Here is a 12,365-nt window from a genome sequence, read left to right as displayed (position 1 = left end):
CTGTGGCAGGCGACAACGCAGAAAGCACAGCCTCCAGCACCACCGTGATGTCCATGCAGCAGGCACTCAACCGGGCCCTGGACGAGGTGCTCGCGGACAATCCCAAGGCCGTGATCTTCGGGGAGGACTGCGGCCGGCTCGGCGGCGTCTTCCGGATCACCGACGGGCTGCAGGCCAAACACGGCGCGCAGCGGGTCTTCGATACCCCGCTGGCGGAATCCGGCATCCTCGGCATGTCCGTGGGGCTGGCGATGGCCGGTTTCCACCCCATCCCCGAGGTCCAGTTCGACGGCTTCGCCTATCCGGCGATCAACCAGATCGTCTGCCAGATCGCGCGGATGAACTACCGCAGCCGCGGCACCCTACCGATGCCGATCACCCTGCGGGTTCCCAGCTTCGGCGGCATCCGCGCTCCCGAACACCACGGCGAAAGCCTGGAGGCGCTCTTCGCCCACGTGCCCGGGCTCAAGGTGGTCTCGCCGTCGAACCCGCACGAGGCCTACCACCTGCTCAAGTACGCCGCCACGCGGCCGGACCCGGTGATCTTCATGGAGCCGAAGTCCCGCTACTGGCAAAAGGGCGAGGTGGACCTGGCCGCGCACGATGCCGCCGGCGGCCCACCGGAGGGCGCCAAGGTCATGCGCGAAGGCCGGCACCTCACGCTCGTGGCCTGGGGCGCCATGGTGGCCCGCTGCCTCCAGGTGGCCGAGCTCGCGGCCGAGGACGGGATCGACATCGAGGTCCTGGACCTGCGCTGGCTCAAGCCGATCGACGCCGAGGCGCTGGCCGTGTCGGTGCGCAAGACGCGCCGCGCCGTCGTCGTCCATGAGGCTCCGCTGACCTCCGGACTGGGCGCCGAGGTGGCGCAGCTGATCACGCAGAGCTGCTTCGACACGCTCAAGGCGCCGGTGGAGCGCGTGACCGGCTTCGACGTCCCGTACCCCTCCGGTGACCTCGAAGATGAATACATCCCGAACATTGACCGGATCCTCTTCGGCATCCAGCGAGTATTGGAGTACAAACGTGGCTGAAATTTCCTTCCCGCTGCCGGACCTGGGCGAGGGCCTGATCGAGGCGACCGTGCTGGAATGGCTGGTCGCGCCCGGCGACCAGGTGGAGCGGAACCAGCCGCTCGTGGAGGTCGAAACCACCAAGTCGGCCGTCGAATTGCCCAGCCCGCAGGCAGGTAAGGTAGTGCGTATCCACGGCGGGCCCGGCGACAAGATCAACGTCGGCGAGCCCCTGATCGTGTTCGAGGTGCCGGACAACACGGCCGGCATCGTGGGCACGGTCCCGAAGGAAGAGGCACCGAAGCGCCGGGTCCGCCTGAGCGCCGTACTTGATGAGGACTGACACCATGAGCGGCAGGCACACCGGCGAGCAGCATTCCCACACGGTCGAGGGCACCGACCCGCAGCTTTACGTGGGGGTGCACGACCCCAAGCACGACGCCGGGCTGCGTCCGGTCCTGCTGCTGCACGGCTTTTCCTCCTCCGCCAAGCTCAACTGGGAGGACACCGGCTGGATCGCCGCCCTCACCGACGCCGGCCGGCGCGTGATCACCGTGGACCTGCCCGGCCACGGCCGCAGCGGCGCCCCCGAGGACCGGGACTCCTACTCCCCCAGCCGGATCCGGGCGGATCTTTTGCAGATCGCGTTCGACGCCGGCGCCCGTCCCCTGCGCGACGGCGACCCGGCCAGCGGCCTGGACGTCATCGGCTACTCGCTGGGCTCCCGGCTGGCTTGGGAATTCGGCGCCACCCAGCACGAACTGGTCCACCGGCTGGTGCTCGGCGGCCCCAACGTGGCGGACCCGCTGGCGGAGTTCGACCTGGTTGCCGCGCAGCGCTACCTGGCCGACGGCACGCCCATCGCGGACGCTTCCACGGCCGGGCTGCTGAAGATGGCACAGCTGCTGCCCAGCAACAACATTTTCGCCCTGCTGTCCCTGGTCGAGGCGATCAAGGATGAACCGTTCGACCCCGCCGAGGCCGTCCCGCAGATGCCTGTGCTGCTCGTTGCCGGAGAAAACGACGAGCGGGCCGCCTCCATGCCTGAACTCGCGGCCCTGGGCGCCAAGGCCGGGGCGATGGTGGAACAGCTCATCCTGCCGGCCCGGAACCACACGAATGCCGTCACGAGCAGGGCCTTCAAACAGGGCGCCATCAGCTTCCTGGGCGTCTAAGCGGCGCGGCTGCTCTTACAACAGGCGAACACAAGAGAGGCACGGACCGCGGTCCGTGCCTCTCTTGTGTTGTGCGTTTCTTGTGTTGTGCGTTCCCTACCGGAACCGCAACCTAGTGGTGGCGGCTGACGCCCAACGCGCGGCCGCGGGTTTCCTTGGCCAGGATGACGCCGACGGCGGAGATAACGCAGAGGATCATGATGTAGATGCCGATGGAACCGGTCCACTTGGTGCTCTGCAGCAGGGCCTCAGCGATGGTCGCCGCGAAGGCGCCGCCGAGGATGGCACCGAACGCGTAGCCGATGGAGATGCCCGAGTAGCGGACGTTGGCCGGGAACATTTCGGCGTACATCGCCGACATCGGGCCGTAGGACAGGCCCAGGCCGATGGTCAGTACAAACAGCGCCACGCCGTAGAGCACGATGTCCTTGGTGTCGATCAGGGCGAACATCGGGATCATCCAGGCGAACACGATCCCGTAGCCGATCAGGAAGGTCTTGACCCGGCCGATCTTGTCTGAGAGCCAGCCGCCGACCAGGGTGAAAATCAGCCAGCCGAAGGATGCCAGCGTGGTGGCCAGCAGGATCTGCGGGGTGGGCATCTTCAGCGATTTGGTGGCGTAGGAAATGAAGAACGCGATCAGCAGGTAGCCGGCGGCGTTGTTGCCGATGAAGATCATCGTGGAGTAGAGGACGGCCTTCTTGTGCTTGCGGACCAGCTCGCCGAGCGGCGCCTTGCTTTCTTCCTTGCGCTCCTGCATCTCCTGGAAGACCGGGCTCTCGGCCACGGCGCGGCGGATCAGGTAACCGACCACAATCAGCACGATCGAGAGCAGGAACGGCACGCGCCAGCCCCAGGCGGCGAAGTCGTCCTTGGACATGGACGTGTTGAGGAAGTACAGCAGGCCGGTGGCGAGGATCATGCCTACCGGAACGCCGATCTGCGGGTAGGCGCCGAACAGGCCGCGCTTGCTCATCGGTGCGTGCTCCACGGCCATCAGGGCTGCACCGCCCCATTCGCCGCCGGCGGAGAAGCCCTGGATCACGCGGAGCGTGATGAGCAGGATCGGGGCCCACACGCCGATCTGGGCGTAGGTGGGCAGCATGCCGATCAGCGCCGTCGCGGCACCCATCATCACGAGGGTGAAGACCAGCATGGCCTTGCGGCCGAGGCGGTCGCCGAGGTGGCCGGCGATGACGGCGCCGAGCGGGCGGAACAGGAAGCTGATGCCAATCAGGGCGAAGGAGAGGATCTGCGCCAGGCCCGGGTTGGAGGCGTTCAGGGGTGCGAGGAAGAGCGGGGACAGCAGCGTTGCTGTCAGCTGGGCGAAGATGAAGAAGTCGTACCACTCGATCGTGGTGCCGACCAGCGTCCCGGCGAGGACCTTGCGTTCCTCATGCTTGCTGCTGGGGCCCGCCTCTGAATCGACGGTTGAAGTTACGGTCATTGGAACTCCGTTGCTGGGGGCAGGGGTACTGCCCGGGTGGGTGCGAAGTGAAAAACTAAATGCCTCATGAATTACTGATCGAACGGTCAGTTAGTAACTGTGATCTTACTACGAAAGTTGTGATAAAGCACACATTCCGCCTGGTACGTGTCCGGCGGGGCGCCCCCGGCTGGGGATGCCGCCAGGCCGGGCTCTTGTTGGCTCCTTGCTGGAGTTCTATAATCGAACACAGCGTTCTTATATAGAACGTTGTGCCAGAACGGTACTGCACTGTGAGCCGGAGCACAAGACTCGCCGCCCGCCAATAGGATGGACTCCATGACCCCGAATGCCGGCAGCACCCAGGCCCCGCCGTCCCAGACCCTGTCCCGGGGCATCCGGGCCCTGGAGATCCTCGCCGATGCGCCGGAGCCGCTCACCATCGCCGAACTCGCCGACGCCATGGGCGTCCACCGCTCGGTCGCTTACCGCATCCTGCGCACGCTTGAGGACCACTCGCTGCTGGTGCGGGACGACGGCGGCCGGGTCCAGCCCGGCCCCGGACTGGCCGTCCTGGCCCGCGGGGTGGCCCGCAGCCTGCAGACCGCCGCCCTCCCGGAGCTCACTCAGCTGGCCAACGCCCTGACCATGAGCGCGTTCGTGGCCGTCTGGGACCGCGAAGACTGCGTCACCCTCGTGACGGTCGACCCGCGGCACACCGGCGCCGCCGTGGTCCAGCACCCCGGATCGCGGCACCCGGTCAGCGCCGGAGCACCGGGCATCGCGATCCAGTCCGCGCTCTCGGAACAGGAATGGCACCGCCTCGCCCCGGGCATCCCCTACCGGCCCGAAGCGGATGAGGCACGCCGGCGCGGTTACGCGTCCAGCCACGACGAGGTCATCCCAGGCGTCTCCTCGCTGGCCGTACCCCTCCGGGTTCCCGGCGGCCGGCCGGCCGCCCTGGCGGTGGTTTACATCCGCGCCGCGCAGGATCCCGACGAGGTTGCCGTTGCCCTGACGGCGAGCGCCGCGCGCATCGAGGCGCAGCTGGGCTGACGCCCGAAGACTGCTCCACCGGCGATCCGGACCACCCCACGGTGACCGGGGACGTGCACGACAACGCCGCACCCGGCTGGCTAGGCGGCAGCCGTCGTCGTCTTTGTCCGCCGCTGGAGTACGACGGCGGCTGCCGCGCCGAGCAGGAACAGCGCCGCCGCTGCGCAGACCGGAACCAGGAACGCTGCCGAATAGCCGACGTTCTGTGCCAGCTGCCCCGCGACGGACGAACCTACCGCGGTTCCGGCGACAATGCCGCTGGCCAGTGCCGTCATCACCGTGCCGAGTTTCCCGTCCGGGGCCACGACGCCGCCGATGGCGAACACGGTGACCATCAGCGGACCGACCGGCAGGCCCAGGACCAGCAGCACCAGGATCATCGGCAGTGCGGTCGAGGGTAGCAGCAGCAGCGCCGCGAGCCCGGTCATTAGCGCCGCGCAGGCCAGCCAGCGGGCGCGGACGCTGAACCGCCGCGGCCAATAGGCGACCGACAACGCCGCGGCGGCCGAGCTCAGCCCCATCACGGCGTACAGCAGCCCCGCCAGTTCGGAGGTGGCGAAGCTGGCCGAGAAGGAACTCAGCGAGGTCTGGGTGGAGCCGAAGAAGGTGCCCATGCAGACCATGGCCAGGACCGGCAGCCCGACGGAGGCGTAGCCGGCCACCCGCTGCCCCAGCGTCAGGGCTTGCCGCTGCGCCCTGGCGGCATCCGAGGCCGCCCGGCTCCGCGCCGGGGTGCGCGGCACGGCGCGGTGCGTCGGGTGCACGGCGAAGGCGGGAACCAGGGTCAGGGTGAGCGCGGCGGCGAGCGCGAGCGGCAGCCAGGGGCTGACCAGGCTGGCGAGGATTCCCACCAGGGCCGGTCCCAGCACGAAGGTCAGCTCGTCGGCGGTGCTCTCATAGGACAGCGCGGTGTCCAGGTCTTCCGGGTGTCTGCCGCCGGCGCCGCGGGCGCTCAGGGCCATCCAGCGGACCCGTGCCAGCGGGCCGACCTGCGGGCAGCTGGCGCCGGCGACGAACGCCGCGGCGAGCACCGGTACGGCGGCAGCCAGCTCCGGACCGCCCGGGACCAGGTACGCGGCGAGGATCAGGGCGGTCACGGCCAGCGTGTTGAAGACCGCGGAGAAGAGCAGGACGGGGCGTTGGCCGAGCCGGTCGGCCAGGGCCCCCAGCACCGGGGCGCCGAGTGCTGAACCGATGCCGACGGCGCCGGCTGCGGCGCCGCCCACCGCATAGGAGCCGCTGACAGCGGTGACGAGGGTGAGGGCGCCGACGGTCAGCATGGCGAGGGGAAGGCGGGCAAAGAGTCCCAGCGGGATGAAACTCCGGCCGGCCAGCAGGGGCAGCCGGGCAAAGCGGCCGCCGCTGCGGGGTGCTGCGGACACCGCAGCGGAAGGGGACGTCGTGGACGACGGTGAAGGGGTCATGTTTCCGGGTTCGTTCGATCGTGCGCATCGTCCCTCCTCCCGATGCGCGCGACCCGGTAACCCTGCGATTATACCCGAGCCGGCAGGCCTCAGGCCTGGGCGTCGTCCAAGATGTGCAGGGTGGAACCGTTGCGGCCCTTGACCACCTGCAACTGCGTGGTGATCCGCTGCTTCATTTCCGCCACGTGGCTCACCAGGCCCACCACCCGGCCGCCGTCGCGGAGCCCTTCGAGCGCGTCCATGACCTGTTCCAGGGACTGTTCGTCGAGGCTGCCGAAGCCCTCGTCCACGAAGAGGGTCTCAATGTCCACCCCGCCGGATTCCATCTGCACCACGTCCGCCAGGCCCAATGCAAGGGCCAGCGACGCCATAAAGGATTCCCCGCCGGAAAGCGTGGCGGTGTCGCGGCGCTGGCCGGTCCACTGGTCCACCACTTCCAGGCCCAGCCCGGATTTCTGTCCCCGGGCTGCCTTGGCATCGGTGTGCTGCAGGGTGTACCGGCCGTCGCTCATCCCGATCAGCCGCTCGGACGCCGCGGCCGCCACCTGTTCCAGCCGGGCGGCGAGCACGTAGCTGTTCAGGCTCATGCGGTAGTTGTTGTCGCCGCCGCCCCGCGCCGCCTCGGCCACGGCGCTCCACAGCGCCGCCCGTTCCCGGGGCTCCCGCCCGGCGGCGGCCTGGTCCGCGTACTGTTCCGTGAGCCGGGCCAGGGTCCGCACCGACTTCGCGGCGAGTCCGGACGCCAGGGCGGTTTCCCGGGCCAGCCGTTCCGCCGCTTCGGCGTCGGCCCGGAGCCGGGCGAGCACCGCAGGGTCCACGGGTCCGTCCGCTGCCAGCTCCCGGGCGGCTTGGGCGAGCTCCTCGCCGGCGAAGAGCTCCTCCAGCCGGGCGGTCTCGTCCTGGCCGGCCCGGACAGCCGCTTCCAGCCCGGCCGCCTCCGGGGCCGGGAGCAGCACAGCGCGGGCTGCGGCGGCGGACTCGAAGCCGGCTGCCGGCAGGGCCCGCTCCAGCTGGCTGCGGGACTCTGCGGTCCGTTCCCGGGCCTGATCGAGGCTGCCTGCGGCCGCGTCGGCCCGCTCCAGCAGGGCCGTCGTTCCGCGGACTGCGGCGAGCCGGGCGCCGAGCGTTGCGTGGCCGGAGCGCAGGCCTGCCAGGGCGGCGTCCAGGTCCCCGGCCTGCCCGCGGACCTCGCTGAGGGTGGACTCGGTCTGCACGATTCCCGCCGCGGCCTCCGTCCGGGCTTGCTCCGCCGCCAGGATCTCTTCCTCCAGCGCGGACCGCCGGGCACGGTTGGCTGCGAGCTCCGCGGCGGCGCGCGTGGCTTCATCCACCCGTTCCTTCGCCTGCACGGCGTCGCTGCGGGCAACGTCGGGCGCGGTGTCCCCGCCCTGCGCGGCCAGCACGGCGAGCTCCTGCCGGGCCTCGCCCAGCTCGCGTTCCAGCGCCGACAGCGCGGCTTCGGCCGTTTCTGCGTCCTGCTGGGCGTCCTGTTCGGCTTCGGCGATGGCCAGCGCGGAGGCCGCGGCCGGCGCCGGAGCGGGATGTTCGGCGCTGCCACAGACCGGGCACGGATGGTCCGGGACCAGCTGTGCTGCCAGCTCCGCGGCGGCGTTGGCGAGCCGTGCCTCCCGGAGGTCGAGCCAGTGCTGCCGGCGGTCCTGGTGCGTGTCGCGCGCCAGACGGTGGCGTTCCGTGATCCGGGCGCAGTTTTCCGCGGCCGAGGCGTGCCGGCCCACGATGGCGACAAGCTCGTTGGCGGCGGCGTACTCCTTGGTGCGCAGCTGGACTTCGGCGGCAAGTTCTTCAAGCGGGGCCAGCGCCGCCTGGAGAGCGGCTGACTCGGCCCGCAGCGTGTCCAGGACCGCGGCGCCGGAGAGGTGGGCAGTGCGGAGCCCGGCCAGGGTGGTCTGCAGTTCGGTGCTGCGCTTGAGGAGGGCGGCGAGCCGTTCCTCGTCCGGCAGCCGCTCTTCCAGGACCGCCCGGAGGGAGCGCAGCCGGCCGAGCTCGGTCCGCAGCACGCCGCCGTCGACGAGCGGGCCCTCAGCCCCGCCGGAATCGCCGGAATCCGGCAGCCCGGCGGCCAGCGCGGCCAGTTCCGGATCGGTGAGCGCCGCGGACCGCAGCTCCGCGGCCGCGGCGGCGGCGGCAGCGGCAGCGCGTTCCTCTGCGGCATGGGCGCTGTCGACCGCGTGCAGCTGGCCGCCGAGCACTTCGGCTTTCCGGTGCTGCTCCAGCCGTCCGGCCTTGTCCTGCAGCTCCGGGGCGGCTGCCTCGGCCGCTGCCCGGCGTTGTTCGGCTGCGGCGAGTTTTGCCTGCCGCGCGGCGCGCGCCGCCGTGTCCTCCAGCCGGGCGGCCAGCGCGGCGCCGGCGCTGTCTGCTGCGGCCGCCGCAGCCTGGCGTTCCCCGGCGGCCGTCGCGGCACCGTCCTCAAGCCAGGCCAGCAGCGCCTCGGCGTTCTCCCGCTCGGGTGCCTCGTCAGTGTCAAGGCCGAGGCCTGCGGTTTCCGCTTCGGCCTGGGCCAGCAGCAGCGCGAGCTTGTTGTTGAGGCTTTCCACTGCACTCCGCGCCGCGGCGGCGCGTCGTCCCAGTTCCTGTTCCACCGCTTCGAAGCGCTGCGTGCCAAAGAGGCTTTGGAGCAGCACCAGCCGCTCGGAGGCTTTGGAGCGCAGGAAAGCCGCGAAGTCGCCCTGCGGCAGCATCACAACCCGGGTGAACTGTTCCCGGTCCATACCCAGCAGGGCGGTGATCTCGGCGCCCGCCTCGTCGTTGCGGCCGGACTTTTCCAGCCATGCGCCGTCCACCCGCTCGCGCAGCAGGGTGTTGGCCTTTTGCTCGGTGAAACCGTTTTTGCCCCGGGCGCTGGGTTTGTTCCACGCAGGTGTCCGGGACACTTCGAAATGCCGGCCCTGGGCGGAGAACTCGCAGGTGACGCGCGGCTCCGCGGCGGGGTCGGCGTGGTCGCTGCGCAGCCGTTTGCCCTCCTGCCGGGCCCCTGGCACCGAGCCGTAAAGGGCAAAGCAGATGGCGTCCAGGACGCTGGTCTTCCCGGCCCCGGTGGCACCGTTGAGCAGGAACAGCCCGTGCGCACTGAGCCGGTCAAAGTCGATCTGTTCGGTGCCGGCGAACGGGCCGAACGCGGAAATTTCCAGGCGGTGGATCCTCACCGGGACACCCCTTCCAGTCGGACGGCTTCAAGGGCTTCGGCCAGGATGGCGGATTCGGGCTCATCGGCACGGCGGCCGCGGACATGCTCGAGGAACCCGCAGCATATTGAGAGGTCGTCGCCGGCCTGGGCCAGCCTGCTGCTGTAGCTGGTCCTCGCGGAAGCCTCGGCGCCTTCGGGGTCGAAGCCCAGGACGAGGGTGTCGGGAAAGCGGGCGCGGAGCCGTTCCATGGCCTGGTTCGGGCGTTGCGCGTCGGTCAGCGTGATCTGGCAGTACGCGCCCTCCGCCCACGCGTGCTCCTCATCGGTGAGCAGGTCCTCCAATTTGCCGCGCAGGACGGCGAGGCGGCGCGGGGCGTCCCAGTGGACTTCGGTGACGGCGGTGATGCCGCTGGCGTCGACGTCGATCAGCCAGCCGCCCTTCTGGTGCCTCGCCTCGGAGAACGAGTAGGCCAGCGGCGAACCGGAATAGCGGACGGCGGGCGAGAGCGACTGACGGCCGTGCAGGTGGCCCAGCGCGGTGTAGCTGAAGCCGTCGAAGAGATCCAGCGGCACGGCGCCCACCCCGCCGATGCTCAGGTCCCGTTCACTGTCCGAGCTGATCCCGCCGCTGGCGAAGGTGTGGGCCAGCACCACCGAATGGACGGTCCGGTCCTTGGACCGGGCGGCGAGGTCGGCGCGGACCAGTGCGGTGGCGGCGCGCGTTACCTCGAAGTGGCTGGCCGACTCCACGCCCAGCTGGGCGGCGACCAGGCGCGGCTCCAGCCACGGGATTCCGTAGATCGCCAGCACCGGAGCCGCGCCAGGATCATTGGGCACAGCGTCAGTGGCTTCGGCGTCGTCCGTGAGCGGCAACAGCAGCGGCGTGTCCAGCTCCCCGAGCCGGGTGCGCAGGTGCACTCCCCCGCGCTCTAGCAGCCGGGAGGCAAAGCCGAGCCGGATGGCCGAGTCGTGGTTGCCGCTGGTCAGCACCACTTTCGCCCCGGCGGCGCTCAGCCGCACCAGGGCGTCGTCGAGCAGGCCCACGACGTCGACGCCGGGCAGTGCACGGTCGTACACATCGCCCGCGATCAGGACGACGTCGACCGATTCTTCGCGGACGACGCCGACCAGTTGGTCGATGAAGGCGCGCTGGGCGTCGAGCATCCCGACGCCGTGGAACGACCGGCCCAAATGCCAGTCCGAGGTGTGCAATAACCGCATGCCACTACGCTATCGGCTGCCACTGACACTCTTGCGCACCGGCCCCGCGCCGGGGGTGGCGGGCGTTACGGCGTGCGTTTGTCGAAGAAGTCCCGCGCCTCGTCAGACGGGGCGACGGGCGCGGAAGGCGCGGCGGGCGCGACGGGCGCACCGTCGCCGTCGTCGGCGTCATGGTGACCGTCGCCGTCGTCGCCAAACCCGCCCTCACGCGCCGCTCCCGGGTCAGCGGAAACCGGCACCCCGCGGCCCGGGGTGTGGGCAAAACCACGGAACACCAGTCCCGCAACAGCGGCGCCGACCAGCGGTGCCACCCAGAAGAGCCACAGCTGGCCCAGGGCATCCGGGCTGCTGAACAGCGCGGACGCCGTGGCGCGCGCCGGGTTGAAGGGGGTGTTCCCGATGCTCTGTCCCAGCTGCAGCAGCGCCGCCCAGCTCAGGCCCACGGCAAACGGCGCCGCTGCCCTGGCCGGGTTCCGGGCCGCCGCGGTGCCGAGGTAGACCGCCACCAGCAGGGCGGCGCCGAGCACCTCGACTAGCAGGACCCCGGCCATCGGTGCCTGGATGACCGAGCGCGCGTCGAAGCCGGCCGCCACCGTATCGAACGCCGTACGGGTTCCGTTGAGCTTGGGGACGGTGCGCAGCACGCCGAACAAGGCCAGCGCCCCCAGCAGGGCGCCCGCCAGCTGCGCGCCAACGTAGGCGGCGGCGGCAACCGGCCTGATCCGGCCGGCGATCGCGTTGCCCACCGTCACGGCGGGGTTGAAGTGGCCGCCGGAGAGGTACCCGAAGGCCAGCATGGCCGCGGTGAGGGCCAGCCCCGCGGCCAGCGACGCGGACATCGGGTTGTACTGCGGCACGGCGAACAGCGGCACGCCCAGGCCCGCGACCACCAGGAACAGGGATCCGAGGGCCTCCGCGGAGAGCCGGGCGGCCAGGCCCGGCCGGTCGTCGGGGACGGTACCCGGCTGGGCTCCGTCCGGTCCGGGGGCTGGCATGGGCTTGGTCATGGTCGAGGGGTTCCTTTGGCTGGGGGCAGGGTCTGCTTGGAGTCTGCCAGCGGAGTCTGGGCGTTGGCTGGAGCCCCGCCGGCCGCTACGGACCAAGGGCGATCGCAGCCACCGTGCTCGCGGCGAGCGCCAGAACGGCGGCGGTCGCACCGAACATCAGCAGCGCCGGGGCAGCGCCGGACGACGAGCGTAGCTGCCGGGAGCGCAACCGCACGCAGATCAGCAGGACCGCGGTGGAGCCGAGCGCCGCGGCGGCGCACAGGCCAAGGTAGTCAAAGCTGCCCGGGGTGCCGGTCCCCGGTCCGGACAGTGCCCAGGTGCGCCAGATAAACAGGTCGGCGACGGCGAGGGCCAGCAGGGTCCGGCCCCAGGACAGGGTGGTGCGCTCCGGCTGCAGCCCGGGGTCCCGCGGCGGCGCTGTCACCGGGCGATGAATATCAGGATTGCAATGGTGAGCGCGGCGATGGCGACGCCGACGGTCATGACCAGCATCAGCCCGGAGTAGGGCAGTTCCCGGTTGTTGCGCATGGCGGCTTCCATCCGGCCCCAGCGGTGGTACGCGAGCGCTGCCAGTCCGGCGCCAAGGAGCGCCAGCACGACGCAGATGGCGATGCGCAAGGGAGCCGGGGCAATGTTGGGCGCCAGCTGGTCGATGGCCAGGGCACCCGCGATCAGGGCCAGTGAGGTTCGCAGCCAGGCCAGGAAGGTCCGCTCGTTGGCCAGCGTAAACCTGTAGTCGGGCGTGCTGCCTGTCTTCCGCCACGCTGGTTCGCGCATCGCTCTCCCCTGCTGGGTCCGCTGGTTGGGTCCGCTGGTTGGGTCCGCGAAGGCGCCGGGACCGCGAAGGCGCCGGGACCAAGACGGCGCCAACAGCACCCTACCGGGATATGGCGGGCACCCG

Annotated in this window: 11 protein-coding genes; 4 read left to right on the top strand and 7 right to left on the bottom strand. The window is 70.6% G+C overall.

What is annotated here, in order from left to right; all coding sequences use genetic code 11:
* Positions 1-47 precede the first annotated feature (47 nt).
* Genes ABIN76_RS08135 through ABIN76_RS08125 form a run of 3 tightly spaced genes read left to right on the top strand, consistent with a single transcriptional unit; the run spans position 48 to position 2,185 of the window.
* The gene (locus ABIN76_RS08135; protein WP_346959316.1) at positions 48-1,031 is read left to right on the top strand and encodes an alpha-ketoacid dehydrogenase subunit beta; all 984 of its coding nucleotides are present in this window, start codon (positions 48-50) and stop codon (positions 1,029-1,031) included.
* Positions 1,024-1,353: a biotin/lipoyl-containing protein gene (locus ABIN76_RS08130; protein ID WP_056426240.1), complete on the top strand. Its 330-nt coding sequence runs from the start codon at positions 1,024-1,026 to the stop codon at positions 1,351-1,353. Before ABIN76_RS08135 ends, ABIN76_RS08130 begins: the two co-directional genes overlap by 8 nt.
* 4 nt (positions 1,354-1,357) lie before the next feature.
* Positions 1,358-2,185, top strand: a complete 828-nt coding sequence (locus ABIN76_RS08125; RefSeq protein WP_346959206.1) for an alpha/beta fold hydrolase — start codon at positions 1,358-1,360, stop codon at positions 2,183-2,185.
* Between the two features lie 112 nt (positions 2,186-2,297).
* Here ABIN76_RS08125 and ABIN76_RS08120 read toward each other — a convergent pair whose 3' ends face one another.
* Entirely contained in the window at positions 2,298-3,632 is a 1,335-nt protein-coding gene (locus ABIN76_RS08120; protein ID WP_346959205.1) for an MFS transporter, read from the bottom strand.
* A 318-nt stretch (positions 3,633-3,950) separates the two neighbouring features.
* On the opposite strand from ABIN76_RS08120, the gene ABIN76_RS08115 reads away from it, so the two are divergent.
* On the top strand, positions 3,951-4,667 hold the full coding sequence (locus ABIN76_RS08115; RefSeq protein ID WP_346959204.1) for an IclR family transcriptional regulator: 717 nt from the start codon (positions 3,951-3,953) through the stop codon (positions 4,665-4,667).
* Between the two features lie 80 nt (positions 4,668-4,747).
* Here ABIN76_RS08115 and ABIN76_RS08110 read toward each other — a convergent pair whose 3' ends face one another.
* From ABIN76_RS08110 to ABIN76_RS08085, 6 genes are all read right to left on the bottom strand, one after another.
* Positions 4,748-6,091 carry an MFS transporter gene (locus ABIN76_RS08110; protein WP_346959203.1) on the bottom strand — a complete coding sequence of 448 codons (1,344 nt, stop codon included), beginning with the start codon at positions 6,089-6,091 and terminating at the stop codon, positions 4,748-4,750.
* Positions 6,092-6,180: 89 nt separating this feature from the next.
* Positions 6,181-9,255, bottom strand: a complete 3,075-nt coding sequence (locus ABIN76_RS08105; protein WP_346959202.1) for an SMC family ATPase — start codon at positions 9,253-9,255, stop codon at positions 6,181-6,183.
* Positions 9,252-10,457 (bottom strand): exonuclease SbcCD subunit D, encoded by a 1,206-nt coding sequence (locus ABIN76_RS08100; RefSeq protein WP_346959201.1) that lies wholly within the window; start codon positions 10,455-10,457, stop codon positions 9,252-9,254. Before ABIN76_RS08100 ends, ABIN76_RS08105 begins: the two co-directional genes overlap by 4 nt.
* 65 nt (positions 10,458-10,522) lie before the next feature.
* Positions 10,523-11,464 carry an aquaporin gene (locus ABIN76_RS08095; protein WP_346959200.1) on the bottom strand — a complete coding sequence of 314 codons (942 nt, stop codon included), beginning with the start codon at positions 11,462-11,464 and terminating at the stop codon, positions 10,523-10,525.
* A gap of 85 nt (positions 11,465-11,549) precedes the next feature.
* On the bottom strand, positions 11,550-11,888 hold the full coding sequence (locus ABIN76_RS08090; protein ID WP_346959199.1) for a DUF202 domain-containing protein: 339 nt from the start codon (positions 11,886-11,888) through the stop codon (positions 11,550-11,552).
* Positions 11,885-12,241, bottom strand: coding sequence for a DUF202 domain-containing protein (locus ABIN76_RS08085; RefSeq protein ID WP_346959198.1), 357 nt, complete (start codon positions 12,239-12,241; stop codon positions 11,885-11,887). The genes ABIN76_RS08090 and ABIN76_RS08085 overlap by 4 nt, the downstream gene beginning before the upstream one ends.
* Between the last annotated feature and the right edge of the window lie 124 nt (positions 12,242-12,365).

The organism is uncultured Arthrobacter sp. (assembly GCF_964021775.1).
Classification (GTDB): domain Bacteria; phylum Actinomycetota; class Actinomycetes; order Actinomycetales; family Micrococcaceae; genus Arthrobacter.
This window is presented reverse-complemented; position numbering and strand designations above follow the sequence as displayed.

Bases quoted from the DNA above. Each gene is read 5' to 3' on its own strand.
- ABIN76_RS08135 (WP_346959316.1), top strand. From the start codon at position 48: ATGTCCATGCAGCAGGCACTCAACCGGGCCCTGGACGAGGTGCTCGCG.
- ABIN76_RS08125 (WP_346959206.1), top strand. From the start codon at position 1,358: ATGAGCGGCAGGCACACCGGCGAGCAGCATTCCCACACGGTCGAGGGC.
- ABIN76_RS08120 (WP_346959205.1), bottom strand. From the start codon at position 3,632: ATGACCGTAACTTCAACCGTCGATTCAGAGGCGGGCCCCAGCAGCAAG.
- ABIN76_RS08115 (WP_346959204.1), top strand. From the start codon at position 3,951: ATGACCCCGAATGCCGGCAGCACCCAGGCCCCGCCGTCCCAGACCCTG.
- ABIN76_RS08110 (WP_346959203.1), bottom strand. From the start codon at position 6,091: ATGACCCCTTCACCGTCGTCCACGACGTCCCCTTCCGCTGCGGTGTCC.
- ABIN76_RS08100 (WP_346959201.1), bottom strand. From the start codon at position 10,457: ATGCGGTTATTGCACACCTCGGACTGGCATTTGGGCCGGTCGTTCCAC.
- ABIN76_RS08095 (WP_346959200.1), bottom strand. From the start codon at position 11,464: ATGACCAAGCCCATGCCAGCCCCCGGACCGGACGGAGCCCAGCCGGGT.
- ABIN76_RS08085 (WP_346959198.1), bottom strand. From the start codon at position 12,241: ATGCGCGAACCAGCGTGGCGGAAGACAGGCAGCACGCCCGACTACAGG.